The 26,837-nt window shown below is 61.9% G+C and carries 19 protein-coding genes, 1 tRNA gene and 2 pseudogenes; 15 read left to right on the forward strand and 7 right to left on the reverse strand.

The features are described 5' to 3' along the window. The first annotated feature begins 13 nt into the window (after nt 1–13). The 3 genes from EBBID32_RS15235 to EBBID32_RS15245 all read left to right on the forward strand — a co-directional run bounded on the left by EBBID32_RS15235 (nt 14) and on the right by EBBID32_RS15245 (nt 4,374). Nucleotides 14–280 carry an FAD assembly factor SdhE gene (locus EBBID32_RS15235; protein ID WP_019053692.1) on the forward strand — a complete coding sequence of 89 codons (267 nt, stop codon included), beginning with the start codon at nt 14–16 and terminating at the stop codon, nt 278–280. 171 nt (nt 281–451) lie between these two features. Beyond that, nucleotides 452–3,916, forward strand: coding sequence for a transcription-repair coupling factor (mfd, locus tag EBBID32_RS15240; RefSeq protein ID WP_037491035.1), 3,465 nt, complete (start codon nt 452–454; stop codon nt 3,914–3,916). Nucleotides 3,917–3,978: 62 nt separating this feature from the next. Continuing rightward, complete coding sequence (locus EBBID32_RS15245; RefSeq protein ID WP_037491062.1) at nt 3,979–4,374, forward strand: MAPEG family protein; 396 nt, start codon at nt 3,979–3,981, stop codon at nt 4,372–4,374. Nucleotides 4,375–4,553: 179 nt separating this feature from the next. Here EBBID32_RS15245 and EBBID32_RS15250 read toward each other — a convergent pair whose 3' ends face one another. Beyond that, nucleotides 4,554–6,569, reverse strand: a complete 2,016-nt coding sequence (locus EBBID32_RS15250; RefSeq protein ID WP_006959991.1) for a putative bifunctional diguanylate cyclase/phosphodiesterase — start codon at nt 6,567–6,569, stop codon at nt 4,554–4,556. A gap of 120 nt (nt 6,570–6,689) precedes the next feature. On the opposite strand from EBBID32_RS15250, the gene moaA reads away from it, so the two are divergent. The 4 genes from moaA to EBBID32_RS24615 all read left to right on the forward strand — a co-directional run bounded on the left by moaA (nt 6,690) and on the right by EBBID32_RS24615 (nt 9,159). Then, complete coding sequence (moaA, locus tag EBBID32_RS15255) at nt 6,690–7,703, forward strand: GTP 3',8-cyclase MoaA (RefSeq protein ID WP_006959992.1); 1,014 nt, start codon at nt 6,690–6,692, stop codon at nt 7,701–7,703. Then, nucleotides 7,700–8,476 (forward strand): NAD kinase, encoded by a 777-nt coding sequence (locus tag EBBID32_RS15260; RefSeq protein WP_006959993.1) that lies wholly within the window; start codon nt 7,700–7,702, stop codon nt 8,474–8,476. The genes moaA and EBBID32_RS15260 overlap by 4 nt, the downstream gene beginning before the upstream one ends. A gap of 124 nt (nt 8,477–8,600) precedes the next feature. Continuing rightward, nucleotides 8,601–8,675 (forward strand) — tRNA-Asn (locus EBBID32_RS15265). Nucleotides 8,676–8,994: 319 nt separating this feature from the next. Further along, the gene (locus EBBID32_RS24615) at nt 8,995–9,159 is read left to right on the forward strand and encodes a hypothetical protein (protein ID WP_196805674.1); all 165 of its coding nucleotides are present in this window, start codon (nt 8,995–8,997) and stop codon (nt 9,157–9,159) included. 33 nt (nt 9,160–9,192) lie between these two features. Here the strand turns inward: EBBID32_RS24615 and EBBID32_RS23690 are convergent. Then, nucleotides 9,193–10,230 (reverse strand): annotated as a pseudogene (locus EBBID32_RS23690) (recombinase family protein); the annotation flags it as partial. 472 nt (nt 10,231–10,702) lie between these two features. Further along, a complete protein-coding gene (locus EBBID32_RS15270; protein WP_006959997.1) occupies nt 10,703–11,212 on the reverse strand; it encodes a lytic transglycosylase domain-containing protein in 510 nt (169 codons plus the stop codon). Nucleotides 11,213–11,804: 592 nt separating this feature from the next. Here EBBID32_RS15270 and EBBID32_RS15280 point away from each other — a divergent pair. Together EBBID32_RS15280 and EBBID32_RS15285 are read left to right on the forward strand one after the other, a co-directional pair. Next, nucleotides 11,805–12,842, forward strand: a pseudogene (locus EBBID32_RS15280) (conjugal transfer protein TraH); the annotation flags it as partial. Between the two features lie 14 nt (nt 12,843–12,856). After that, entirely contained in the window at nt 12,857–16,597 is a 3,741-nt protein-coding gene (locus EBBID32_RS15285; RefSeq protein WP_006960003.1) for a conjugal transfer protein TraG N-terminal domain-containing protein, read from the forward strand. Here EBBID32_RS15285 and EBBID32_RS15290 read toward each other — a convergent pair. Next, nucleotides 16,594–17,112, reverse strand: a complete 519-nt coding sequence (locus EBBID32_RS15290) for a hypothetical protein (protein WP_231382214.1) — start codon at nt 17,110–17,112, stop codon at nt 16,594–16,596. The genes EBBID32_RS15285 and EBBID32_RS15290 overlap by 4 nt on opposite strands. 194 nt (nt 17,113–17,306) lie before the next feature. Here EBBID32_RS15290 and EBBID32_RS15295 point away from each other — a divergent pair, with 194 nt between their 5' ends. From EBBID32_RS15295 to EBBID32_RS15320, 6 genes are all read left to right on the forward strand, one after another. Further along, on the forward strand, nt 17,307–17,594 hold the full coding sequence (locus tag EBBID32_RS15295; protein WP_006960007.1) for a type II toxin-antitoxin system TacA family antitoxin: 288 nt from the start codon (nt 17,307–17,309) through the stop codon (nt 17,592–17,594). 8 nt (nt 17,595–17,602) lie between these two features. Then, nucleotides 17,603–18,106 (forward strand): GNAT family N-acetyltransferase, encoded by a 504-nt coding sequence (locus EBBID32_RS15300; protein ID WP_006960008.1) that lies wholly within the window; start codon nt 17,603–17,605, stop codon nt 18,104–18,106. A 27-nt stretch (nt 18,107–18,133) separates the two neighbouring features. Beyond that, nucleotides 18,134–19,048: a nucleotidyltransferase domain-containing protein gene (locus EBBID32_RS15305; RefSeq protein WP_006960009.1), complete on the forward strand. Its 915-nt coding sequence runs from the start codon at nt 18,134–18,136 to the stop codon at nt 19,046–19,048. Between the two features lie 479 nt (nt 19,049–19,527). After that, nucleotides 19,528–20,598 carry an AAA family ATPase gene (locus tag EBBID32_RS15310; RefSeq protein ID WP_037491039.1) on the forward strand — a complete coding sequence of 357 codons (1,071 nt, stop codon included), beginning with the start codon at nt 19,528–19,530 and terminating at the stop codon, nt 20,596–20,598. Then, nucleotides 20,573–23,020 carry a S8 family peptidase gene (locus tag EBBID32_RS15315; RefSeq protein ID WP_231382215.1) on the forward strand — a complete coding sequence of 816 codons (2,448 nt, stop codon included), beginning with the start codon at nt 20,573–20,575 and terminating at the stop codon, nt 23,018–23,020. The genes EBBID32_RS15310 and EBBID32_RS15315 overlap by 26 nt, the downstream gene beginning before the upstream one ends. A 26-nt stretch (nt 23,021–23,046) precedes the next feature. Next, nucleotides 23,047–24,456 (forward strand): hypothetical protein, encoded by a 1,410-nt coding sequence (locus EBBID32_RS15320; RefSeq protein WP_231382216.1) that lies wholly within the window; start codon nt 23,047–23,049, stop codon nt 24,454–24,456. 63 nt (nt 24,457–24,519) lie between these two features. Here the strand turns inward: EBBID32_RS15320 and EBBID32_RS15325 are convergent, their stop codons facing one another. The 3 genes from EBBID32_RS15325 to EBBID32_RS23695 all read right to left on the reverse strand — a co-directional run. Further along, nucleotides 24,520–25,878, reverse strand: coding sequence for a hypothetical protein (locus EBBID32_RS15325; RefSeq protein WP_006960015.1), 1,359 nt, complete (start codon nt 25,876–25,878; stop codon nt 24,520–24,522). A 123-nt stretch (nt 25,879–26,001) separates the two neighbouring features. Continuing rightward, on the reverse strand, nt 26,002–26,241 hold the full coding sequence (locus EBBID32_RS15330; protein WP_006960016.1) for a hypothetical protein: 240 nt from the start codon (nt 26,239–26,241) through the stop codon (nt 26,002–26,004). A 157-nt stretch (nt 26,242–26,398) separates the two neighbouring features. Beyond that, a partial coding sequence (locus tag EBBID32_RS23695) for a helix-turn-helix transcriptional regulator (RefSeq protein ID WP_231382217.1) occupies nt 26,399–26,837 on the reverse strand: 439 nt, incomplete at its 5' end.

The following is a 26,837-nucleotide window of genomic DNA, read 5'->3' on the forward strand; positions in this document are numbered from 1 at the left end:
AAAGGAACAAATTGTGAACGATGATCCCCAGATGCGCCGCCTGAAATTCCGCGCCTGGCACCGGGGCACGCGCGAATCCGATTATGCGGTGGGCGGCTTTTTCGAGCGCTATCACCAGGAATGGAACGCCGAAGAGATCGCCTGGTTTGAGCGCTTCATGGATGAACAGGATGCCGACATCATCGGTTGGGCGCTGGGCACCATTCCCGTGCCGGACGAATGGAAGGGGCCGATGATGGACAAGTTCCTGAAGTTGGATTTCGTAAAGATCGAGAATTAGAAAATCCTCCCCTGCAAGGGGAGGGGGTGGAATGGAGGCACGTGACTCCATTCAGCCAGCGTAGCTGGTGGTGGAGGGGTGTCACCCTCACGATAGGGCAACACCCCTCCGTCAGGGCTGCGCCCTGCCACCTCCCCTGCAAGGGGAGGAATATTGGATAGCGATACAGACATGACCGATCTCCAGAAAATCCTCCGCGCCAAAGCACCGCTGACCCTTTCGGGCGTCCCCGCCGGCTTCCAGCCCTGGCTGCTGGCGGATGTTGCGCGTGCGGCACCAAGCCGCGCCGTGTTTGTCGCGTCGGACGAGCAATTGATGCGCGCGGTCGCGGAAACGGCGCATTATTTCGCGCCGGAGATCGAGATCATCGAAATCCCCGCCTGGGACTGCCTGCCCTATGACCGGGCCAGCCCGTCGCTGCGTACCGCATCGGCACGGCTTGCCGGGCTGCACGCCTTGCAGGCGAAGCCGAACGGCCCGCAACTGGTCCTGACCACGCTCAACGCCCTGACCCAGCGGACGCTCACCCCATTTCGCGTCCGGCAACTGGTGGCGAAACTCGCGCCCAAGGAGCGGATCGCCATCACGCGCCTTGCCGAAATGCTCCAGGGCAACGGCTATGTCCGCACCGATACCGTCCATGATCGGGGCGAGTTCGCGATTCGCGGCGGCATTGTCGATCTGTTTCCCGGCGGCGAGGAGCAACCGCTCCGCCTCGACTTTTTCGGGGACGAGATTGAGACGGTCCGCCGCTTCGACCCAAGCGACCAGCGCACCACCGGCAGCGTCGATGGCTTCACCCTGCTCCCTGCATCCGAAGCGCTGCTGGACGAGGACACGATCAAGCGCTTTCGCGGCCGCTATCGCGAGATGTTCGGCGCGACCGCAACCGGCGATCCGCTCTATCAGGCCGTCAGCGACGGGCGGCGGCTGTCGGGCATGGAACATTGGCTGCCCCTGTTCGAGGAAAAGCTGGTTCCCCTGTCCGACCATCTGGGCGAGGATGCCGTCATCATCCGCGACCATGGCGTCGTCGGCGCAGCAGATTCCCGGTTCGAGGCGATCCGTGATTATCACGCCAACCGGGTACAGGCGAAATCGTCGGACCCCGGCGCCTATCGTCCGCTCAAGCCCGACCTCCTCTATCTCGATGCCGCCGAATGGGACGCCATCGTCGCGCGCTGGCCGATGCACGTTGCCACGCCATTCCACGAGCCGGACAGCGCAACCGTGCTGGATTTCGCCGTCGATGGCCCGCGCGATTTCGCACCCGAACGCGCGCAGAACGCCAATGTCTATGAAGCCGTCGGCAAGCATATCGGCACGCTAAGCCGGTCAAAGAAAAAGGTCGTGATCGCCAGCTACTCCGCTGGCGCACGCGAGCGATTGTCTGGCCTGCTCGCCGACCATGGCGTCAAGCGGATGGCGGCGGCGGATAGCTGGCAGGAAGCGCTGGGTCTGGCCGCCAGCGGCAGCGTGGTGCTGACCGTCCTGTCGCTCGACCATGGCTTTACCGCGCCCGATGTCGCGGTGCTGACCGAACAGGATATGCTGGGCGACCGGCTGGTCCGCCGGGCCAAGCGCAAGAAAAGTGCCGACGCTTTCCTGGCGGAACTCGCCACTCTCTCCCCCGGTGATCTGGTGGTCCATATGGATCATGGCATTGGCCGCTATGAAGGGCTGACCCAGATCCCGGTCAGCAAGACGGCGCATGATTGCGTCGCCCTGAGTTATGCGGGCGGCGACAAATTGTTCGTGCCAGTCGAAAATCTCGAAGTCCTTTCCCGCTATGGCTCCGACAGCGACGGGGTGAGCCTCGACAAATTGGGCGGCGAAGCGTGGCAGCGGCGCAAGGCCAAGATGAAGGAGCGCATCCGCGAGATTGCGGGTGAATTGCTCAAAACCGCCGCCGAACGCGCGCTGCGCGCCGCCACCGTCGCTGAACCCGACAGCGCAGGCTATCCCGCCTTTGTCGATCGCTTCCCTTATCAGGAGACCGAGGATCAGGAGCGCGCCATCATGGACGTGATCGAGGATCTGGGCGCGGGCAAGCCGATGGATCGCCTCGTCTGCGGCGACGTCGGTTTCGGCAAGACCGAGGTGGCGCTGCGCGCCGCTTTCGTCGCGGCGATGGCGGGGATGCAGGTCGTGCTGATCTGCCCCACCACGCTACTCGCGCGCCAGCATCATATGCAGTTTGAGGAGCGCTTCCGCGGTTTCCCGGTCAATATCGGCCGCCTCTCCCGCCTCGTTCCTGACAAGGAGGCGAAGGCGGTCAAGGCGGGTCTGGCCGACGGCACGGTGGATATCGTCATCGGCACCCATGCACTGCTGACCAAGGGCATCGAATTCAAGCGCCTCGGCCTTGTCATCGTCGATGAGGAACAGCGGTTCGGCGTGACCCACAAGGAACGATTGAAGGCGCTCAAAACCGATGTCCACGTCCTGACACTGACCGCGACACCCATTCCGCGCACGCTGCAAATGGCCATGTCGGGTCTGCGCGAACTGTCGGTGATCCAGACTCCGCCGGTCGATCGTCTGGCGGTGCGGACCTATATCATGCCGTGGGACGGGGTGGTGATCCGCGAAGCCTTGTTGCGCGAACATTATCGCGGTGGGCAGAGCTTCTTCGTCGTCCCCCGCATCGCCGACCTGACCGAGATTGAGGAATATCTTCGCAACGAAGTCCCTGAAATCAAGGCGATCGTCGCCCACGGCCAGATGAGCGCCACCGAGGTCGAGGAACGCATGTCGGCCTTTTACGACAAGCGCTACGACGTGCTGCTCTCCACCACCATCGTCGAAAGCGGGCTGGATATTCCCAGCGCCAACACGCTGATCATCCATCGCGCCGACCGATTCGGCCTGGCGCAACTCTATCAGTTGCGTGGTCGCGTGGGCCGATCCAAGACCCGCGCCTATGCCTATATGACCACCCCCGCCAACCGCATCATCACCGAGACAGCAGAGAAGCGCCTGAAGGTGCTGTCCGACCTCGACACGCTGGGCGCGGGCTTCCAGCTTGCCAGTCATGATCTCGACATTCGCGGCGCGGGCAACCTGGTGGGCGACGAACAGTCGGGCCATATCCGCGAAGTGGGCTTTGAACTCTATCAGTCGATGCTGGAAGAGGCGATACTGGACGCGAAGGCGGGTGGGGCTGGCCTGGAACCACGCAGCGACAGTTTCTCGCCCCAGATCAGCGTCGATGCGCCGATCATGATCCCCGACGATTATGTCCCGGACCTCGACCTGCGCATGGGCCTGTATCGGCGCATCAATGAGCTGGAGGACCGGCAGGGTCTGGAATCCTTCGCCGCAGAACTGATCGACCGGTTCGGTAAGCTGCCCGCGCCGACGCAAAACCTGCTCAAGATCATCGAGATCAAACAGAATTGCGTGAAGGCCAACATCGCCAAGATCGACGTCGGGCAAAAGGGCGCACTGGTCAGCTTCTTCGAGGATCGCTTCCCCCATCCGGCAGGTCTCGTCGCCTATATCCAGCGGCTCGATGGCGTCGCGCGACTGCGGCCCGACAGCAAGGTGGTGGTCAACCGCAACTGGGCCGACTCCGCCGCCCGCCTGAACGGCGCCCTGCAATTGTCGAAGGGACTGGCCAAGGCAGCGGCCTGACGCCTTGTAGGCCGCCCGGCGATGGCATAGATTGACGCATCAACGGGGTGGAGAGAATGATCATGGCTGTCGAACTGTTCGTGCTGGCCTGGGCCATGATACTGCTGCTCATCCACATTTTCGCCGCAGCCCATGTCAAGACAAAGCAATATGGCACCGACTGGAACATGGGCGCGCGCGATGAGGCTTTGCCGCCGCTCAACCCGGTTGCCGGCCGTCTGGCCCGCGCGCAGGCCAATTTTCAGGAAACCCTGCCCATCGCCATCGTCGCGCTGATCGGCGTGGTGGTGGCTGGCCGGTCAAGCGAGATGACCATGCTCGGCGCCCATATCTGGCTGGGCGCGCGCATCCTCTATCTGCCCGTCTATGCCCTTGGCATCCCCAAAATCCGCACGCTGATCTTTCTTGTCAGCCTGGTCGGGCTGGGCATGGTGTTGTGGCCGCTACTGCGCCTGTAGAATGTAAATACCCGTTCGTCCTGAGTAGCCATTGAGCGAAGTCGGAGTCGCAGACGACCGTAGGTCAAAAGGCATATCGAAGGACCAGGCGCTGCGCATAATGCTTCGATACGAGCCTTCGACAAGCTCAGTCTCTACTCAGCACGAACGGATGTCAGGCAAACCAAGGGCATTGCATTTCAGCCCGCCAGCACCAGCGCGACCAATTCGGCGGACGAAACCCCTGCCGATCGCAGGAAGCCCTGATAATAATCGCAGCCTTCGCGCGACAGAAGATCGAGCTGCTGCTGCGTCTCCACGCCTTCCGCCACGACCTTCAGCCCCAGTGACTTGGCCATGTGGATAACGCCGCGCACGACGATCCGGTCGCGCGCCGTCCCGGCAATATCCTGCGCCAGTCCGCTATCGATCTTGAGATAGTCGAGTGGCAGGCTCTTGAGATAGGCGAGGCTGGAATAGCCGGTGCCGAAGTCGTCGATCGCCACCGCCAGCCCCTCCGACCGGAGCGCGGTAAGCAACGCAGCGGCGGCGTCCACATCCTCGATCAGCCCGCTTTCGGTGATCTCGACGGTTAACCGCGACCGGGGGAAACCGCTGCGGTCCACGATAGCCAGCAGCCCGCTCATGAAGCCCGGCTGCGCTATGTCGGCGGCCGTCACATTGATCGACAGGCGCAGCGCCGACAGCGCGCGCGGCCATGCCGCTGCCTGCCGCAACGCCTCCACCTGGATATGCGCCGAAAGCGGCAGCATATAGTCGGATCGTTCGGCGGTCGCGAACAATATGCCCGCGCCCAGCGGGCCATATTGCGGGTGGTTCCAGCGAGCCAGCGCCTCGACGCCGCTTATAACCTCCGAATCCACCGGATATTGCGGCTGGAACACGATGCCGATCTCGCCCCGGTCCAGCGCCAGCCGCAGGTCGGTTTCCAGCTGGTCGGGATCGACCTGGCGGCTGTGACGATCCGCCGACAGGATGCGGATACCCTCCCCGCCCGCCTGCCGCGCATCCGCCAGCGCAGTGCCAGCACGACGCAGCAAATGGGTCGCATCATCTTCGGACCGCGCCTGCGCAATGCCGCAGCGGGCGATCAGGCGAATGAGATGATCGCCCGCGCTGAACGGGCGACCGATGGCCGCTATCAACTGCCGCGCCAAAAAGGTTGCGCGGTCGCTGCCTGCGACTTCGCCGGTCAGGCCGACCAGAAATTCGGTGCCGGTGATCCGCGCAACCATCGCGCCGGGCGCAACATCATCGACCATCCGCTCGATCCGCCGGGCGATCCGCCCCAGCAGCGCATCACCCACCACCTGGCCATAGGCCGCGTTCATCCGCTCAAACTGGCTGATCGACAGCAGGATAGCGGTGGTCGCCAGCCCGGTGCGCCGGTCGAGCCAGTCGAGCGCCGCCTGCCGCGATCGCAGCCCGGTCAGATAGTCGCGGCTCGCCAGGTCGCGCTCCTGTGCATCGGACAGCCACTCGACATCAGCGGCAACCACGCCATCCTCGACCCGGAGGTGATGGACCAGCCGGTTGCCGGGCCGGTCAGGCAGATCATGCGCCAGCGCGGCGGGGCGCCCCGCCCGCATCATCGCCCGTAGTGCAGTCAGCACCGCGCGCCGTTCCGCCCGTGGCAGGCGGCGGATCATCGCTGCGGGATGAATCCGCGCGCTGGGCAGATCGAGATGCCGGGCGAGACTTTCGCTCAGCCGCAGCACCGAATCGGTCCGCCCCAATTCCCAATAGAGCGCGTCACCGCGCCGGATGCGCTGGGCGCGTTGGCTGTGCGATGCCCCCCCGCCCAATCGCTCAACCAGCCGCTGCGCCGACGCCAGTACGGCACGCAGCGACGCTTCGCTATAGGGTGCCGTCAGGAAATGGGTTGCCCCGGCGTCCAGCAAGTCGGGAATGATGGCTTCGTCCGCCTGATCGACCAGCACGATCAGCGCGCCACCGCCTGCCTCCATCGCCGGCACCAGCGGCGCCAGCAGCTTCGCTTCCCCACCACCTAAGCGCATATCCACCAGCGCGACCTGCGCCTCGCTGCGCAGATAGCGTTGCGGCGCCTCGCGCGCCCGCCTTGCGCCGATCGCCCGCCATCCGGCCGCCTGCGCGGCATGGCACAGCCCGTCCCGGTCGCCGGGCGACAGGATGAAGAGGCTGCGCTGTCCGTCTGCGGCCTGATCCGCGATCACTGATATGGTCCCCTGGGCGCGCGCATGGTGTCGCCTTAGCAGCAACGGGTTACCGACGTCTTGCGTCTCCCGCAACCGGGGTGCTTGCGCGGGGCAGGTCCATCGCCTAGCTAAGTCCCCATGGCCATCATGGACTCCTCGCGCACGCAGATGACCGACGGCCTTGGCCGCCGGATCAGCTATTTGCGCATATCCGTCACCGACCGCTGCGACCTGCGCTGCCGCTATTGCATGGCGGAAAAGATGCAGTTCCTGCCCAAAAATCAGGTGCTGACGCTGGAGGAGATCGCGCTGCTGGCCGATCTGTTCATTGCACGCGGCATCAACAAGATCCGACTGACCGGCGGCGAACCGCTGGTGCGGCGTGACATTGGCGATCTGGTGCGCCGGATCGGGCGGCATCTGGGCGATGGGCTGGACGAACTGACGCTGACCACCAACGGCACCCGCCTGACCGATCATGCCGACATGCTCGCCGATGCGGGCGTGCGCCGGATCAATGTCAGCCTCGACAGTCTGGACCCGGCGCGCTTTGCCCATGTCACTCGTGGCGGCGATATTATGGCGGTGTTCACGGGGCTGAAAGCGGCGCAAGCAGCCGGGCTGGCGATCAAGATCAATATGGTCGCGCTCAAGGGCGTCAATGACGATGAAATCCTGCCCATGCTGCGCTGGTGCGATGCGGAAGGGCTGGACCTGACGCTGATCGAGACGATGCCATTGGGCGAGACGGGCGAGGACCGGACGGACCATTATCTGCCCTTGACGCAAGTGGCGGACGATATCCGCGCGCACCACGCGCTTACCCCCCTGCCCGACCGCACCGGCGGCCCGGCCCGCTATCACAGCGTTGCGGGGATGACGGCGCGGCTTGGCCTTATCACCCCGCTGACCAACAATTTCTGCGCAGATTGCAACCGCATTCGCATGACGTGCGAGGGCAAGATATTCATGTGCCTGGGCCATGAGGATCATGTCGATTTCAAGACCGCGCTACGCGAAGGCGGGCTGCCCGCCGTAGAGCCGCTGATCGACCGCGCCCTGCGGCTCAAGCCCGCGCGTCATGACTTTCGCATCGGTGCCGGTGAAACCGCACCTGCAACCCGGCGTCATATGAGCGTCACCGGCGGATGAGCGGCGAAACACGGCGTGCGCTGGTCGTGTCCCCTACGCAGGCAGCCAAAGCTGCCGAGGAACGGCTGCGCGCCACTTATGATTTCGTGCCGGTCGATCAGGCCGAGATGATCATCGCGCTGGGCGGCGATGGCTATATGCTCCAGACGCTCCATTCGATGCTGGAAGCGCGGCGGATCGTCCCGGTGTTCGGCATGAACCTGGGCACGGTCGGCTTCCTGATGAACGAATGGCGGCTGGAGCGGCTGGAACAGCGGCTGGAAGCGGCCAAGATGTTCAAGGTCAATCCGCTACGGATGATCGTCGATACGGTCGATGGTGAACGTTTTTCCATACCCGCGATCAACGAAGTGTCGCTGCTGCGCGAAACCCGCCAGACCGCCAAGCTGGAGGTACAGGTCAATGGCCGTGTCGTCCTGCCCGAACTGGTCTGTGACGGCGTGCTGGTGGCAACGCCTGCGGGGTCGACCGCCTATAATCTGTCGGCCCATGGTCCCATCCTGCCTCTGGGATCAGCGCTGGTCGCGCTGACCCCGATTAGCCCGTTCCGCCCGCGTCGCTGGCGCGGTGCCATCCTGCCGGAAAACACCGTCATCCGCTTCACCGTGCTTGATCCGGTCAAGCGCCCGGTCAGCGCCGTGGCAGACCAGCGCGAAGTCCGCGACGTCGCGCAGGTGGAAATCAAGATCGACCGCGCGACCCCGCTGACCTTGTTGTTCGACCCCGAACATACGCTGGACGACCGCATTGCGGCCGAACAATTCATCGCCTGAACGGGGGCTTTAACGGGACCAAAGCCCGGCCTCACGGGGAGCCAAAAAAATCATCAGATTAGCGCTTGCCAATTCTTAAAAGCCGCTGCTATAGGCGCGGCCTGCCCGGCGGAAGTCGGGCTGCTCCCCGATAGCTCAGCGGTAGAGCATTCGACTGTTAATCGAATGGCCGTAGGTTCGAATCCTACTCGGGGAGCCAGTTCTAAAAATGGGGGTTTTTTGCCCCCTTTCGGTGCTGGGCCGGAACCGCCAGTTCCGCCGATTTTTTCAAGAATTCCAAACGGTTCGCGGAACGTGACGGTCAGTCCTCCACCCGCGAATGACGAGTTCGATAATATCAAATTCAGAGCCCGTCGCTTGGTCGCCAAGGGCTGATCCGCAAACTGGTTGTGGGCGGTCCTCGCGAAATCCAGCAGCGCCAGACCATCATCAATCAGGTCGTCCTCGGCGGCATGCAAGCTCTCCATATCTCGCATCGTCCGATCCCGCTCTTCACGCCAGGACGCTGAAACCCGGTCGTGGAATTCGACCGTGACCCGCCCATCGATCTTGTCGAGGTAAAGAGTGTCCAATCGGTGTTGAAGGCGATCGGCCTCAGCCCGCAATCGCTCAACCGATTCGTCGCGGTCGCGCCGCTCGTCTGCATGACTCTCACGGATGGCTCGCTCAATGAGCCGGAATGACTCATCATCCAACCGAAGCCGTCTGAGGACAGCTGCGAACTGCTCGTCGAGCGCCTCCTCCCGTATGTATCGTTCTGGGCAGCGCCCCTTGAACCTGGAGCAGTGGTAGTAGATGTATCGGCCCTTCTTAATCTCAGCCGTGACCGCGCAACCGCAGTGACCGCAGGTGATCAGTCCGGTGTAAGCAAATTGAAGCCGATTGCCGTGGACGTTGGAGATGCTCCGGCCATCCAGGATCTCCTGCACGTTGGACCAGGTGGCGAAGGTCGTCAGCGGAGTATGAGAACCCTTATAGAGTTTGCCCAACCATTCGAACGAGCCCGTGTAAATCCGGCTGCGTAGCATTGTGTTGATCGTGCTCACGCCCACCGGTTTTCCGCTCTTGCGGTACCGGAGGCCAGCCCTGACGGCCAATTGGGTCACTTCCTTGAGCGAATATTGGCCGCTCTCGAACCATTCGAACACGCGGGTCACCAACGGACCGATATCCGGATCGATTGTGATGACCTTCTTGCCGAGCGGGCCCATCACATTCACATAGCCGAGGGGAGCGAAGGTCGGCCAAATCCCCTGCTCTGCCTTTTCGAGCATTCCCTTGCGGGTCTCCTCAGAGAGATTGTCGATGTAGTTCTTGGCCATCAAAACCTTGATGCCATGCATGAACTTCTCCGACGATCTCGAATCCCGAGAGAGAACGACATTCTCCTTCACGAAATGTATCTCGATATCCAATCCATCGACGGTCACCCAATCCTTGAGGTTGCGGTAGAGCCTGTCGGTCTTCTCGACCAGAATCGTTCTGACGCTTGGATGGGATCTGATGTAGCGAAGCATTTCCTCGAATCCGGTACGACCGGCGCGCTTCGCAGTCTCCACGTCAACATGTTCAGAGGCAATCGTTATGCCGTTCTGAACCGCATACTCTCGCATCAACTTCTGCTGTGCCGGGATAGAAAATCCTTCCTTCTCCTGCTCGCTGGTCGATACTCGTGCGTACATGACGGCCTTATTGCGCTCGTGAATGATACGCTTTGCTTTCGCCTGTACGATCTTTGCGCGGGGTCTCGTCATCTCAATTGCTCCTCCTTACCCCAATATACCATCCATACTCCCGTTTTTGAAAGTCATCCGAAAAGTTCGATATGTGCATTACTTGGGGTTGTTTGATTTTCGTTGCAGTTGGCGGTTCCCCCCCGATCCTATTTGCGACTGTCAAAGGCGGTGAAAAAATCCGCGAAATCCCCCAGAAAGTTTCTCGCTTCATCGTCGCTGACAGGACGATCGAGGTGCTGTTCGAAATACGCTCTGGCATCAGCGACTAGGGCGGCCGAGAACATCGCGCGCCTGGAAACCCGTCGCCTTCCAAAGCCAGGCGGTGTGTCATGCATCCCGGAGGCCACAGTCACCAAGGATAGTGGTGGCGGTTCGACGGGCTCTGGATCGTGCTCGGAATCGAACGCTGGAGGTGAGGCGACAACTTCTGCCACTACGGGCGGCGGGGGTGGTGAACTGGCTCCCAGAACCTTGGGCCGACGACGACGCCTCATGGCGTAGTCACGGAAACTGGCGATGGCCCCTTCGAGGGTCGAGCAAAGAGGCTGGCCCCGAACCGTCGCCGTAGATGAACGAGGACGCTCGAGGTGTAGCGTTGTTGCCGCCATTCCGTGGGACTATGATAGACGCCGATCGCCTTCCAATAGTCACGCGTGGCGGCCAAGCCGGAGAGGAATATCCAGCGTGCAGCCTCGACGTTGAAGCAGGCATCCTGTTTCAGCCAATGGCGGATGTGGCGCTCCGGCCGCCCGGTGACGGCGGCCAACCGGGGCACCCACCAGCTGTTGACCTGCAGCGGCCCGAGATCGTGGCTGCCGTCACTGTTGGCGACTTCCGCGCCAATCCAGCCGCCTTCCTGATCACGCAATCCCCAGAGCGTCTTGGCAAGCCAATTGCGGCCGGCGGCTGACCGGGCGATGCACGTCGCGACGATCTGCTCATCGATCGTGTTTCGACGGGTCGTTCGGGCTTCCAGGGAATGGACAGGGAATGCGAACATCAGGGCAGCCAAGACCGCCCTGATGAAGATCGGCGCGAACCTGGGTGCAAAAGCGGCCCTAGTGATCATGGCCAGCCCCATGGTCGTGCTCTTGTGCGGGGGCCGGATCAACACGTGAGGGCGCCGTCGGGGCGTGCTGGCCCTCCTCGACACTCCGGGTCAGGATGTTCGTAAGCCACCGATCTACGGCCTCGGCCGCAGATTGCGCTCGGCCAGCAAGCAGGTGGGCAAGGCCATCTGATTCCGGGCGCTCGCGAGCCTCTCGCTCCGCGCGCATCCGATCCTTGCGCTCCTCGCGATCGGCGCGCTGCACATCCCGCAGTCGGTCCCAGCGTTCTGCGTGGCGCTCCTCGCGAGCCTTGTGACTGTCGCGATCGAGACGGCCAAGGCCTTCGAGTGCAGAGGTCTTCTCGCCGGAGTGGCGTTCAAGCTTGTCGACGAGGCGTTCTCGATCCTCTGTCCACAGCTTCACGCCGTAACGCGCGCGCGTGATCGCGGTGTAATAGTTTTGGCCGGTCACCAGCCCGGAGTTCACCGGCGCGAGCACATAAGCGCGGTCATAGGTCTTCGACTGGGCAGAATACACCGTCTCATCATCTCGAAGATGGAGGCGGCGACCAACTTCCTCAATTCGATCCAGGTCAATGATTGCCGGCTCGCCAACCGCATGGTCCAGATCGCCAAGGGCGACGACAATATGTCCGGCATCATCGAGGAGATGACCGGCTATCGCTCGGTCAAACAAGGCTTCTCGAAGAGCTACCAGCAGAGCCGCGAGCGGATCGAGGCGAACAACAACAATCCGACCGAGGACCTGCGCGATTCCCTGACCAACTGCCCGGCCGAGGTGACCGAGATCTTCCGCACCGGCTCGCTCCTCAGCCATGCCGCCACTCGCGTCGGCGCGGGCGACTGGGCGAGCGTGATGCGCGCCAGGGTCGGCGACGTCTATATGCGCTGGGACCCCGCGGACAAGGTTCCGCTGTTCACGGCTATTCCCCAATGTCCGGCGCAAGACACCGAAAGTGCGCAGGATTTCCTGACCGGGCGTGTGCAGAAGCGAACATTGAACGTGCCACCAACCGCCGCCGATTGCTCGCAGGATGGTCCTGGCCGAGGTGCGCTGGTCCTTGCGCGCGAACGGATGCAGTCGATCGCCACCAAGATCCGCACGCGCGCGGCGCTCACGCCCGAGGAGCGGCAGTTCGTCGCCAATGTCCGGACGCTGCCAGTTTATCGCATGCTGGAATGGGGCGTTCGGCAGGGAGTAGTGGACTCGGTCATTGGCGACACCGATGAGCTGGTGGCGCTGACCCTCGCCTATCAGATGCTCAACGATCTCACGCGCTCCATCGACTTCGCCGTGAGCAATGCCGAGCGGGGCGCCAGCGCGGCGGGTGCCGCGGACGGGAACAGCGCCAATATTTGCCAGACGCGGATTCTCGTCAAAGGGATCGAGCAGTTGCGCGACCTGCGCGATGAAGTGCTGCGTCAGCGCGCGCAGATGCGCCAGAGCTACATGGCGGCGCTCGACCAGGCGAACCTCTCCGCCAACTATGCGGGCCTGATCCGCCAGCGCGACCGCGATGCGCGCGACGCCGCCGGCGCCGCCGCCGCACGCAACCAATAGCCGAGGAGATCGCCGTGCGCCGCCTCACCAAGGCTCTCGCCTCCCTGCCCGCGCTGCTTGCCGCGACCCCGGCCCTGGCGGTCGATACCAGCTTCCACACCTATGACGGCTTTGCCGAGACCGTCGATGCGTTCCGCCTGGTCTCGATGATCTTCGCCGACCCGCGTTACGAGACATTGGTGCTGATCGTCGCGACTGTCGGCATCGGCCTGGGCGCGCTACTCGCCAGCGTGCGCGGTTCCGGCATGGGACTGGTGGCGTTCGGGTTCCAGATCCTCATCGGAGTCGGGCTGTTCGTCGGGCTCATCGCCACTACCGGGACGGTCCATGTCTATGACCGGGTCCGCAACGCCTATCAGCCAGTCGGCAACGTCCCGGTCCTCCTGGTGCTGGTCGCGGGTGCCACCAACATGATCGAGCGTGCTCTGGTCGAGACGATCGACGACAACACGCTCGATCCGGATGCCAAGATCGAGTTCGGCGCCGGCGGCCATTCGTTCGATCTTTTCCTCAACGCCGTCAGCCCACGCGGTCCCATGACCGACACCTTCCTCGACGCGACGATCAAGGACTATGTCCGCCAATGCTATCCGGTCGCGCGCGTTTCGGCAGCCTATGGCGTGGATGACGACCAGTTGTTCAGGACGGCGACGGACCTGCCTTCTGCCTTCGCCGCAATGGCAGGCCCGTCGACCTTCTCTACCGTCTATACGGCTGCAGACAAGGGCGGCACGACGGTGAGTTGCACCGAGGCCTGGGCTCACATCTCGGATCGATTGTCCGACCCGACCCTGTTTGAGGGCTATAGCCGCCAGGTGTGCGCGCGGACCGGGTTCGATACCGGCAACGCCCAACAGCTCGCGCGATGCCGTGAGCAACTAGGCGAAATGGGGCAGATGATGCTCGGCCGCGCGCTCACCACGCAGGCGCTGATGACCCATATCCTGCTCGGCAACACCGTCGGCGACGTATTGTTCGAGGATTCGCCCGCAACTGCGGCACGCGTGATGGCGAACCGCGCAGTGGTGTCGAACGGGCTGGCGACCATGTCAGTCGCGAACGAATGGATGCCGACGATCCGCGCGACCGTGTTCGGGATCATGCTGTTCATGATCCCCGTCGCGTTGCTGTTCATCCTGACGCCGATCAACTTGCGTGTCGCCAGTTTCGCGCTCGGCCTGTTCGTGTTCGTCGCGCTTTGGGGCGTGATCGATGCCGGGATTTATCAGCTGACCCTCGGCCGCGCCGCCGACGTGCTCGAGGAGATGCGCTCGAACGCGCTCGGCGCCAATGCCTGGCTGCTGGCGCCTTCAGCTTCGATGAAGGCCTTGGCGATCTTCGGCAGTTTCCGCACGGCGGCAGCGGGCCTCGCCGGCGCGTTCGTGTTCACCGTGTTCCGCTTCTCTGGCAATGTGTTCACGTCCTTCACCAGCGGCGCGCTTGGTGTCGCCGGCCAGGGCACCGCCGCCGCGGCTCCCATGGCCACCACCGAGGGCTATGCGTCGGCGCTTGAAAGCCAGGCGTCGGCCTCTGGCACCCGCGCCCGGGCTGGCGCGGCTACGAGCTTTGGGGATTTCGGCGAGCGTTCGACCTTCGGCACCAATCGCGCCTTCGGCGAAGCCAACCGAATCCTCGGGGAGCGGCCCGGCACGGCCGGAGGCACGGCGTTCGCGCTCGGCGGCATCGAGGGAGCTCGGCAGATGGGCAGCCTGGCGCCCGCGTTGAACGGCCGCGACCTGGGCGACCCACAGGTAGCGCGGGCGGTCCAGGCCAATGCCGCAACCAGCGCGATCCACCAGTTCGCGGAGAAGGACGCGCTCCGGCGACTTGGCAACACTTATTTCGGCCAGGGCGAGGCCGGTGAGAAGGCGTTCGGCGCATTTGCGCAGAATCTGGTCCAATGGCGCGCGTTCGGCGACCAGCGTGCCTACGGGATGATGATGCAAGGCGCGACGCGGCATTTCGAGCGCGGCGGCTATTCGGCGAAGGACGCCGAACTGAAAGCCTCGGGCGTGATCGGTGAAGCCCAGTCCGACCCGACCTTCGCCAAGCTGATCGCCAATGCCTATGACCAGGAGCAGATGATTGCCAACGACCTGACATCGGCCCAGATTCAAGTTGGCGCGATGGAAGGCCGGCGGGATTTTGCCGGGGATAGTGTCGCCGGGATCGAGCGCGGCAACGTCGCGACCGAGCAGGCGCTGCGCACCGGCACCAACCAGGGCCAGCGCGACGCCGCGCAGATGCTCGGCCTTCCTCCCCAGGAGACCGCACGCCGCATCGGCTTCGTCAACGCGCTATCCGGTGAAGCCCGCAGTTCCGCAATCTCCCAACTCTCCCGCGCCACTGGGCGCAACGAGGCGCAGGTGCTTCACGCTCTCGAAACCTATAATGCCGCGACCCAGGTCGGCACCGCCGATGGTGCGACGGCCGAGGCCGGTCGCGAAGGCACAAGTGTCTATGGGCGGACCCGCGAAGCGGCAGGATATGATTTCGCCGAGCGCTCGGGCAAACTCGACGCCCAGCGCGAGGTGGGCACCGGCGGCACGCGGTCGGCTGCGCGGATCGGGGAGCAGCGCCGGCAGTCCGACAATTTCGGGTTTGCGGAAGGTGCCGCAGCGGCCGGCGTCTCAACGCGCGATGCTGCGCGGCTCGACAGCTTCATCCAGGCGCTCAGTCGCACGGCCGGCAACCAGGTCGACATGGCGGAAGGCGGTGCTGCAGGTATTGCCGATCGCGCGGGCAACGAGCGAATGACGCGCATCGTCGAAAATGAGAGACTCAGCCGCATGCAGGGTCTGCTGCGCAGCCATGGCGTCACCATGTCGAAGCGCGAGTTGGCGATGGCGCAGAATGGCGACCTGGCGATGAACCTGAACGCCGATCAGGCAGGCCAATTGCTCCGCGCCGGTCTCATCAACGACAGCCAGTTTGGTGCGCTTGCCCAAGGCGGCCATGCCCGCTTTAGCTTCGCCGAGAACGACCTTCTCGTTTCCAGCAGCGCCGGCTTCCTGCAGTCGGCACGCAGCGACACCAGCACCCGGTTCGAAGCCGGCAAGCAGGCCGGACCCGACACGATTGAGCATTTCCTTGGCGGTGGAGCAGAAGGCCACGCCACCATGGAGAACTGGCTGAAAGGCGGATTCGAGATGGATCGCTCGGGCAACTGGAGGCTCAAGCCTCAGGTCGCGGACACCTTGCAACGCGATGTCCAGGCAATCATGACACAGACGGGTTGGGAGCGGTCGATCAGCCGCGACGCGCAGGATCAGACAACGATGGGTACGGAGGTCGGCGGACGGATCGGGGGAACGGTCGAGTCCACGAGAGCGACGCCCCGTGAGGGCGGTGGTGGAAAAGCCGGGGCTGGTCGTAGCGCTGGCGTTTCCGGCGGGCGTGTAGGTGGCGAGATTGGTTTCACTAGTCGCGATGTCGGAGTGACGAGCGAGACAGCCCATGCCCGCTTGGATGCCGTCAACTACGATGTCCGCGAAACTATTGCTGCCGCGGAAAGAGTTGCCTCTCGATCTCCTACACCCGAAAAGGCTTTCACCGAAGAGCTTGGCCGGCAGATTCTTGGCAGCGATGGCCTTCGCAATCGCTATCTCGGGGAGGCCGATTCAGGCCGCGGTATATGGGATATTACCGGGCCACTGACTTCGGTTGAGCAATCGTCTGTAATAAACAGCGGGCGCTTCTCGAACGATCTCGGGAATGGTCCGGCTGACGGCGATTCCAGCTTCAAGAAGCGCTAGCGATGACGCATCGTGTCTTCGCTGTGGGCATTTCTATATATCGCGCCCGACAGAGGATTTCCTGGGTCGGTATAGGGATCATAGAGCGAGCGGGGGAAAAGCTCTTCGTGCATCACAGCGCGGCCTTCTCCACCCCATTCGATGCGAGCGAGCCAAGCCCGTGCAAATCCGACACCCAGCACGATGAGCGCGGTGATGGGGTAGAACAGGACGTTGAGGAAACCCGCAAGCGCGCTCGCATAGAAATCCGCCAGCACCGGAACAAAGGACGATGCCGCCATGCCCAACCAGTAGGTCGGGATCGCAGCCCACCAAAGCTTCGCATACCATGGATGCCACAGATAGTCCGCAGTCCGAGGCCGAACCCACTCCTCAGCCGGCACGACCGGTTCATCCGTATTGGTGGTAGAATCTGGCGACATTTGATCCGCGTTCCTGTGCGTGACGGTTGTAGCAAAATCCGCACACTTTTGGAATCGCCGATCTGGAAGCGACGGGAAATATTCGTGGCGCATAGCCAACCTCCTTCAGCCACAACCGCTCCCTTCCCCTCCGACCCAGAATTTCGGCCATTGGGTCACGCCATGCGGCCGAGGGGGGCTCCAATCAACATTAAGACCCCGTCGGCAAGATGTGATGGAAACGCAAATTATGTCATGACATTGTCAGGCATATCGGATATGAGGGGTGGATCGAAAGGAGGTGTGTCATGGCTTCTGCTACCGCCCGAACTGAGAAACTCGATCTACGCCTGTCGCCCACTGCAAAGCGGACGCTTCAGCAGGCTGCGCTCGCTGCGCATCGCTCGGTCAGCGAATTCGTGCTGGAGAGTGCATTGGCGCGCGCTGAAGAGACGCTCCCCGATCGCCGGGAGTTCAATCTGGACGCGGACCAGTGGGCGGCATTCCTTGCGGCACTCGATGCGCCCCCTCGCCACACGCCAAGGCTGGCCGAACTGCTTACAAAACCGAGTGTGTTCGAGCAGGACCCAGGTTAAGCGCATCGATGACGACCCAGTTTCGCATTGAAAAGCTCCGCCGCGATCATGCTATCGATGCTTTCGATTGCGGTCGTGAGGAGCTAAACCGGTTCCTGTCGCGCTACGCCTGGCAGGCGCAACAAGGCGGGGCATCTCAATCCTACGTTGCCCTGACCGGAGACGAGATCGTGGGTTTCCACACGCTGGTTGTGGGGCATGTCGATCATAATGATGCGCCCGATCGCCTGACGAAGGGAATGGCGCGGCACCCCGTTCCGTTGATGATCCTTGCGCGGCTCGGCGTTTCGACTGGCCATCAAGGGAAACGGCTCGGCTCCGGTCTTCTGAAAGATGCACTCATGCGGACTTTGCAGGCAGCCGATATCGCTGGAATTCGTGCAATCGCAGCACATGCCAAGGACGACGCTGCACGCCAATTCTACCAGCATTTCGATTTCATGCCGGGTCTCTCGGATCCCAACCATATGTTCCTTTTGTTGAAAGATGCCCGACGATACATTCAGGGATAATTGCGAAGAACGAGAACCAGGATAGCCATGCGAACAGAACTCGATCATCTCCCCCCGGCGAAACGGCGCGAACTTGATCGTGTCGTACACATCCTGTTCGAGGAATTCGAAGACGCACACGGCGAACCGAACGGCCAGCGTAAGCTTGGTCGCATTCTAAAGGTCGTTCTATATGGATCATATGCGCGAGGCGGATGGGTCGATGAACCTCATACGGCGAAGGGATATCAATCTGACTTCGACCTGCTCGTCATCGTCAACCAAAAGGAACTGACGGATCGGGTGGCCTATTGGGAGAAGGCGGACGAGCGTCTGAACCGCGAACGAGCAATCATCCAAAATCTAAAGACGCCCGTAAACTTCATTGTTCACTGCCTTCAGGAGGTGAATGACGGCCTCGCCCATGGTCGCTCCTTCTTCATAGATGTCGCGCGCGATGGAATCGCGCTTTATCAGGCTGAGGACAGCGAGCTGCACCAACCGAAGCCGAAAACCCCGGATCAGGCGTACGAGGCGGCATCCGAGTATTTTGAGGAATGGTTTTCCTCAGCCCTGAGCGCTCAAAAGGGCTTTCACTTCTACATGTCTCAGAAAGAATACCGAGATGCCGCATTCACGCTGCACCAGGCATGTGAACGGCTCTATCATTGCGTCCTTCTCGTCACGACCTTCTACACGCCGCATGTCCACAATCTAGCGTTCCTGCGCACGCAAGCGGAGCGGCAATCCAATCATCTTTTCGAGGCCTGGCCCCGAGACAATGCCCGAGCCAGAGCGCGTTTCGCAAAACTCAAGGACGCCTATGTCAAGGCGCGCTTCTCAAGGCACTATCGGATCACCGAGGAAGAACTGATCTGGCTATCCGAACGCGTGGACGAGCTCGGTCGCGTCGTCCACGAGGACTGCACGGCGCGTCTCGCTGAGCTGCGCGCAGCATTGTGATCAGATCGGCTGCTGAAATTCTGGCGGCGTCGGCGAGCCCGGCCCTGGCGGATCCGTGCGAAGTTGCCCTGCCCCGCCCGAGGACCACGTTCACCGGCATCACGACAGGCCGGCGGAGACTGGCAGGCCATATCGTTGTAAGGTGCAGCCAAGGCTAAATTTTTGCTCGCCCGCAACAGTGCCCAACAGCTACCGCCCATGCGCGGCGGCGACTTCGGCGCCAGCACCGGGATTGACGATGCCTTGGCGAGGTTGTGGTTCGATTTGCAACTTTATCAACCTGGCACTCTGTCGGCCGCGGGGCATAGCCTGGGCGGATAGTTCGCCTCTAATCGGCCGAGTAGATTCACCCTGGCCCATTTTCGATTCGGACGGACGCAAAAGAGCGATTTACCCCATTACACGAGTTACCAAATTCGCTAGGCTCAGCTGGCGCCATTTATGGCGACTAGGATTTCGGTGTGAATTGACGGACTTCAATGGCGCGTAGCGATCATCTTATCTCACTCGTCCGCGCTGGCGCTGCCGGCGATCGGGAGTCGTTGCGTTCGGCCGCGCAAGCTATCGCCGCTGATGAACGCGCGAAAAAGCATCACATTCTGGCTGACCGAATCGAGCGCGCTCTATCGACGGTTCCTATCACACCGCCCCCTTTGACAACGTCAGCCCCGCTTGTCGGAGCCGGTCGAGATGCGATCATTGAGGTCGAGGCGCGCGTCCAGTTCGATGACCTGCTTTTGCCTCTCCCGGCTCGGGAGAACGGCCGGCAACTCATCGAGGAGCATGTGCGCGCGGACGTCCTGCGCGCGCATGGTTATGAGCCACGCCATCGCGTCCTGCTTTCCGGGCCTCCCGGCAATGGCAAGACATCCTTCGCCGAAGCAGTGGCCGAAGGGCTCGGCCTGCCGCTTTTCGTTGTTCGCTACGACGCCCTGATTGGGAGCTATCTCGGCGAAACCAATGCTCGGCTTCGCAAGCTGTTCGACTTCGTTCGTACCCAACCCAGTGTTCTCTTCTTTGACGAGTTCGATGCGATCGGCAAGGAGCGTGGAGACACCCACGAAACCGGTGAGATTAAGCGGGTCGTATCGTTCCTGCTGATGCAGCTCGATCAGCTCCCCAGCTATGTCATCGTCATTGCCGCCACCAATCACGCCGAACTGCTCGATCGCGCCGTCTGGCGTCGGTTCCAGTTGCGCCTTGGGTTTCCAGCGCCAGACAAAAAGCTGGTTGAGGTCTTCCTGGACCGCATCATATCGGGCTGGCCGGAATTGCCTCGTCTTTCGGTGCAGAAGATCGCTGCAAAACTTGGCGCAGTAAGTTATGCCGAAGCACTGGACTTTTGTCAGAGCATAAGACGCCGACATATATTGGGGCTTGGGGAGGTTGGAATTGACGAGGCGTTGGCAAAGGAACTTGAACTCTGGGCCTCACGCGTTCGCCCTGATTTCCTGAATGCCGAGCGATCCGACAAAACCTCTTCTGAGGTTGACGCCCCAACCGCAACGACAGCGCCCCGCAGGCGTGGCAAGGTTCCCCCGCCCGCCTGAAGCCTTTTCGGTCGCGCGTCAGACGGGCGCGTTCACGCCTAAGTTTGATCGGCTGGCTCAAGTGCTCGCCCGCGATCCCACAGGGCTTGAATTGCGCGCCGATCCCACGGCGCTTGCGCCGGAACGCTTGCTCGTCTTTGAGGTCCGGGGCTCCATTGCGAACTTCGCGGCCGCGATACAGCGTATTCCGGGCATAGAGCTTGTCGATGAAGAAGAACTGAGCGCCAGCGCCGAGGACAAGGCGCCCGTGGCCTATCTCATGGTGCCTGATGCGCGGGCGCTCCGCGAGTTGGAGTCGCTCTGGCGCCGTTGGTTGGCCGGAACGCTCAATCGGGGCGAGACGCCGTGGCAAGGCGTGTTCGCTCTGTTGCGGGATCTGCGGCCTTGGGGACCGACCGATCGTGTCGCACCTGAGGATAGCGGCGTCCTGGCCGAGGAAATCTTCGGTCGCGCAGACGCGGACCGCATTCCGCTGGAGATTGAGATCATTTTCCGGGCCAACGACAATGTCGCCCGTGAAAATGAGGAGGAAGTGCGGGCAGCCGTGATCGCTCGGGACGGTGCCATCATCAGCAGGGCAAGATTACCTGACATCGCCTATCATGCTCTGCTCGTGGATCTCCCGGTGAGGGCGGTGCGCGAGATCATCGAACGGGCACCCGGCGGTATCGCGGGTCTTGATCCGGTTATGCATATCCGACCGCAAAGCGTCGCTTCGTCGATTGAAATCGCCGAGGCGGAAGGCGGCGGCGTGGCCGACACGATAACACCGTTGCGCGAACCGATCCTGGCGATGCTGGATGGGGTGCCCGTCGCTGCACACCCCTTGCTCGCACGTCATGTCATCCTCGATGACCAATTTGGCCTCGAACCGGACGCGCCGGTTAACCAGCGCGTGCATGGAACGGCGATGGTCTCGCTCGCCATTCATGGTGACCGGAACAACCCAGCGCCGACCCTTCCGCGGCAGGTGCATGTCGTTCCCGTGTTAGGCGCAGGCGATCAATTTCCGCCGCGCCGATTGGTCGTGGACATCATCTATCTGGCGGTCAGAGCGATGCGCGAGGGCGTCGATGCCACGGCGCCGGGCGTCCTCATCGTCAATCTCTCACTCGGGAACGCTCGGCGGCCCTTTCACGGGACGCTATCGCCCTGGGCACGGCTCCTGGATCGCCTTGCCTATCGATACGGTATTCTTTTCCTGGTCAGCGCAGGCAACAACACGGACGCTATCGGACTACCGACCTTCCCGACCCACACCGCATTCGAGGACGCCACTGGCGCGGATCGGTCGACTGCGACCCTTCACGCCATCGGCAACTCGATGGCGGATCGTCGGCTTTTTTCTCCATCCGAAACAATCAACGGCATTACGGTGGGAGCCTCCAACGACGACGCCGTCGCCCCTGTCGATCGACACCTCGCACGTGGTAACGTCGATCCCTATCCGGATTTCCGTAGCCCCAATCCGTCGAGTACGCTCGGCCCTGGCTTCGCCAAATCGGTCAAACCCGACATCCTCATGCCCGGCGCTCGCGAGCATCTCCGGTTCGTGCGAACCGACGACCATTTGTTCGTCACGCCGGCCGGTCCCGGCAGAGCCGCCGGCCTCAAGGTCGCCGCGCCGCCAGCACGCGGGATCGAGAACGCTGAAAGCTATACCAACGGCACCAGCGCCGCGACGGCGCTTGCCTCCCGGACCTGCCATCGAATTCATGATGCCCTCGAAGCGGCATATCCCAATTTCATGGCGCTGACCCATCTGCAACGCGCCGTGATCCTGAAGGCGTTGCTCGTGCATCCCGCCCGCTGGCCCGAGGATGCAGCGGAACTCATCAAAGGGACAATAGGCCCAGTGGGCGGCCATCATACCCATATCAAGGACAATATCCGGCGCTTTCTCGGCTATGGCTATGTCGACGCCGAGGATGCCGTCGCCTGTGCTGCCGATCGCGCGACGTTCTGGGCGGTGGGCGCGCTGCAACCGGACCGGATAGCGACGATCAGCGTGCCTGTTCCCGTAGCGATCGGCGGGCAGCCTCGCCCACATCACGTTGCCGCGACCCTGGCCTGGTTCACCCCAGTCGCGCCCGGACGCAAAAGTTATCGTTCTGTGCGGTTGAAGCTGTTGGAGCCTGACAATCTCGGCGCACTGAGCGTAACCCCGTCTAAACATCAACCTGATACGAACCAGACCAATCGCGGGACCGTGTTCATGCGTTGCTGGACGGGTGACAAGGCACCGGCGGTAACGGCAAATATGACGATTGATCTGGTCGTTCAGCGCGATCCCGATCCAGGGACGCCGATCGACGAACCCGTACCGTTTGGCCTTGCCGTAACCTTGGCGATGCCGGGCATTGTGGAAATCTACGATCAGGTCCGTCAGCGTCTCGCAATTCCACAGCAGCAGCCTGTCTAACACTGGCGGCCATGGTCCAAGGGCGGGTGCAACGCACGATCGAAATTGCGGACTTCGAACTTCCTCGGGGCGCCATTTCAATTGCTGACCTTATGGCGATGGAGCAGGCGCGTTGGGAGCACATCCGCACGGAAATCAATCTCCGAAGGAGGGCCGACCCGACCAGCCCGCTGGCACGATGCCGTCTTTGCGAAGGCGGAATCTTCATCCGAGCTCAATTAACTGCAGCCGGAACCTACCCTGTCTACGCCCATTTTTCGGGAAGTCCGCTGGATTGCCCCTGGTATGACGGCGAAAACCTGAAGCCAGACGACGCGCGCGCTGCCCAGTATAACGGGCACCAGGAATCGGCTCTTCATCGGTGGCTGTGTCAAACCGTGGAGCAGGTCGCCAAGGTCGATCCGCGGTGTAGCCACTCTGCTATCGACACTTATCTCCGCCCTTCGATTGCCGAGCGTGGACGATGGCCCGACGTTTTTCTGGAGATGGGCGCGCTTGGCGCATTCGCCCTTGAAATCCAGTTGTCGAAGCCTTTCGCGCCGGAGATCGCCGCCCGTCATTTGCACTATGACCGCGAGGGTGTCTCTCTCATCTGGATTTTCCGTGACTTGGCCTCAGGCGCTGGAGCCGACCTTCCACAGGGCTTTCGCGATGTCATCACCATGCAGCGAGGCAATGCCTTTGTGTTCGACGCTGACGCGCTCGCTGCCTCGATCGCGCGGAACACGCTTATTCTGAATTGCTACCTGGAAACCGAACGTGGCGGCTACTTGAAGCCGCGTCTGGTTGCGCTCGATGATCTCGACACCCGCTCCGAGCGATCCGTATTCCTTGAGGACCGTCGGACCGGGCGCTTGCTCGAATATTGTACCAATGGCCGCGCCAAATGGTGGGAGCCCTTCAAACAAGCCGATCCTCACAAGGTTCGCTATCCGTTCAACGAGACCTGCTTCGGCCCAGCATGGGATTCGATCCGGGCATTCGTGCCGGAGTTATCGGAATGGAAGCGCCACTATCGTGAGGAGAAGCTGGAAAATGGCGAGCATCACTTTCTCGAAATCGCTGCGATCCTCTTCTCCATAGCAAACAGCGCCCGCCTTGGCCGCGATCGTCTGCATATAACGCGCATTCAGGGGGAGGGTGCCCTGATCAATATGCTGAACAGCAAGATCGGCTCCGCACGATTTGGCTGTTATGCGGTGCTTGCGGAGACGATGCTGTCGAACACGGCCGCCCATGATCGCCTCGATCGGGATTCGCTGCGGGCCACGTTTGAACAGGCCAAGGCGAGCCATGCGCAAATTGAACCCAGGCACCCTGTTTGGGTCGCAGCAAAACGTCTTTTCCCCGAGGTGCTGGATGGGCCCCTCCGCGCTGAACTGCATGATCTTGGAAAACTGCCCCAGTGGGCGATTGGCGGGCCAACTCCGGCCTGATTTAGAGCCGCTCTGCACAAGAGCTCTTCTTTGGCAGCGCTTTTCTTGAAGGTGTAAGGAGGATCATCGCTCCCCCTTGTCCCAGTGGACTCCCGCTCGGTTCTTGTCGTCCGGGGATATCAGCAAATGTCCGGGCAATGGTTCGCCGGTAGAATGGCGACCGATCCGATACGGTGCCATCGTTTCCTCGATCGCCCAGGACTCATCCTCGCGCGTCGTAACTTCGGGCGCGAAATAATTGCCATAGACCCAGCGCAACCTGCTCTCGCCTGGGTCGAATTCCCGCGTCGCAGTGATGTTCTGCATATGGCGGACCCCATCCTCAATATCGCCCGCCCAAGATTCCGATCCGACATGAATAACGCCTGGGCGATCAGCGGGGAGTTGGCCGTTGGCATCAGCGATGATCGACCGGAAATGGCGAGCCTTTCTCCGTACAGCAACGCGCGACTGGCTTCGCCAGCTCACCACGCTCGCCTGGTAGACTGTTTCGGCCCAGAATGGTCGCTTGCGCGAAGGCCGCCATTTGGCGGTCATGCTGTGATCGGCTCCATGGTCGTAATGACCAACCAACAGTTCGATCATCCGGCTTGAGCCATAATAGACGTCGTCTTCCGCAAGCACTCTGCGGGCCAGCCGCCAATCGATGTCGAAGATCATCCCTTTGCCCATTGCATCGTCCCAGATTGGCGTGCCGTCCTTCAGAAACGCCTCCGCACGGTCAGCTAGATAGTTGTCGGGAACGACGTTCAGCTCCGCTCTAAATGCGACATGCATCTCTATCGACCGGCCTGCGTCCAAGCTGATCTCATGCACACGGCGGGCGAGTGCATCACCCCGCCGCTTTTCGCTGATATGATAGGTGGAACGCCCCATTCGCTTGCATTCGACCGCCCAACGCCTTCGGCCCGACGATACCAGCAGATCCGGCGTCCGACCTGCACCGGGTGTTTCGGGGACGAAGCTTACGCTCTCCCATCCCTTCCGGCGATATGCGAGAGCAACCAGAAGTTCGAACAGACCACTATCAGGCTGCCGCCGTTCTGCATTCATAAGGCGCGCTGCGCGCGTCTCCGCACCTGGAATCGCCAGCAATCGCTCCAGCTCCTGCCCGATCCGCGTCAAGGTCGGAACGATTCGTACCGCCTCCTCGGGCACCCAGTTCATGCGATCCTGCGCATAGGCTTTGGCTTGGAAGATATACCAGGCGATCAGATCGCTAGCGTCATACAGGGGAACTATCTCTCCTCGCAGCCAGTGCGATTTCGCGTTGAGGAAATCACTGCGAACCTGGTCGAGCCTTCGCCCCCAATCTCGCTTGCTGGCGAGAGACTCAAGCCAAGCCGTCGCCAGCAGGACTGTGTCGTCCCGCCAGTCATGGCCTTCCTTGGGAGCGACCCAGAGCGGGTCAAGCTCGGGCATGTGCCGGCACGATCATGTGTCCCTTCGATTTCGGCTAGACTAGGGCTAACCTGACCATAGCTTCGCTTTGCGAACCCTGGCTTGGTTTGGCGCCTGATCGACGCACGCGACGGCGAGCGTGGCCTAGAGGTTGTCGACGGTCAGAATAAGCAGATCGACCAGATTACCGCCACGCTCGGATGAGACATGATCCTTGAAGATCGCATACCCGTCGCCCTCATTCTCACGAACCCGGCGCACAACTGTCTGGAAGGATTCGAGATCAGCATCTCGGTTGCTGACGGGCCGCAGAATGGCGCTACCTTCCTTGCGTTCAGCAATGAAATTGCCCCCATTCTCCAACAAATCATTCAGAAAACTCATACCTTCCCCTTTCAATGGGCGTCTGATTGGACATGTCTACGTTCGCAAAGTGACGATCGATGCAGACTTGTGGGTCCACAGTATCCCAATCCAGAGGTCGGCAGAATGGTGAACTGAAGCGTCTTCCACCCATTAAGCGAACTCTTGCCGGCCAGTGCTATTTCGAACGAGGGCGTCTTGGCAATGATCGATCGCCCCATGCCGCTCGTCGCCACTGAAGCGGCGTTGTGCCAACTCGCCGGACAAAGGTGTTGGTAAAATGGCTTTGATCAACAAAGCCGCATTCGAGAGCGATCTCGACCAACGGGACATGCGACTGTGCCAGAAGGTCTTTGGCGAGAATAATCCTCTGTCCGATAAACCAGCTGTACGGCGCGACACCGACCGTGTTGCTGAATGCCCGGACGAAATAGCTCATCGACAGTCGGCACGCCCGAGCGACGTCAGAGATCGCAATGGTTTGCCCGAGATGCGTGCCCATGGTTTCCTTAGCCAGCCGCTCTTGCCACGGAGCGAGGTGAGGCCCTGCGGGCGAAAATACCGTCCGGCGCTCGCGCCTCGCCCCCTGCGTCAAGAACGACGGCGTGCGCTCGCCC

The sequence above is a fragment of the Sphingobium indicum BiD32 genome (assembly GCF_000382885.1).
Classification (GTDB): domain Bacteria; phylum Pseudomonadota; class Alphaproteobacteria; order Sphingomonadales; family Sphingomonadaceae; genus Sphingobium; species Sphingobium japonicum_C.

Bases quoted from the DNA above. Each gene is read 5' to 3' on its own strand.
- mfd (WP_037491035.1), top strand. From the start codon at position 452: ATGACCGATCTCCAGAAAATCCTCCGCGCCAAAGCACCGCTGACCCTT.
- EBBID32_RS15245 (WP_037491062.1), top strand. From the start codon at position 3,979: ATGGCTGTCGAACTGTTCGTGCTGGCCTGGGCCATGATACTGCTGCTC.
- moaA (WP_006959992.1), top strand. From the start codon at position 6,690: ATGGCCATCATGGACTCCTCGCGCACGCAGATGACCGACGGCCTTGGC.
- EBBID32_RS15260 (WP_006959993.1), top strand. From the start codon at position 7,700: ATGAGCGGCGAAACACGGCGTGCGCTGGTCGTGTCCCCTACGCAGGCA.
- EBBID32_RS15270 (WP_006959997.1), bottom strand. From the start codon at position 11,212: ATGTTCGCATTCCCTGTCCATTCCCTGGAAGCCCGAACGACCCGTCGA.
- EBBID32_RS15290 (WP_231382214.1), bottom strand. From the start codon at position 17,112: ATGCGCCACGAATATTTCCCGTCGCTTCCAGATCGGCGATTCCAAAAG.
- EBBID32_RS15295 (WP_006960007.1), top strand. From the start codon at position 17,307: ATGGCTTCTGCTACCGCCCGAACTGAGAAACTCGATCTACGCCTGTCG.
- EBBID32_RS15300 (WP_006960008.1), top strand. From the start codon at position 17,603: ATGACGACCCAGTTTCGCATTGAAAAGCTCCGCCGCGATCATGCTATC.
- EBBID32_RS15305 (WP_006960009.1), top strand. From the start codon at position 18,134: ATGCGAACAGAACTCGATCATCTCCCCCCGGCGAAACGGCGCGAACTT.
- EBBID32_RS15310 (WP_037491039.1), top strand. From the start codon at position 19,528: ATGGCGCGTAGCGATCATCTTATCTCACTCGTCCGCGCTGGCGCTGCC.
- EBBID32_RS15325 (WP_006960015.1), bottom strand. From the start codon at position 25,878: ATGCCCGAGCTTGACCCGCTCTGGGTCGCTCCCAAGGAAGGCCATGAC.
- EBBID32_RS15330 (WP_006960016.1), bottom strand. From the start codon at position 26,241: ATGAGTTTTCTGAATGATTTGTTGGAGAATGGGGGCAATTTCATTGCT.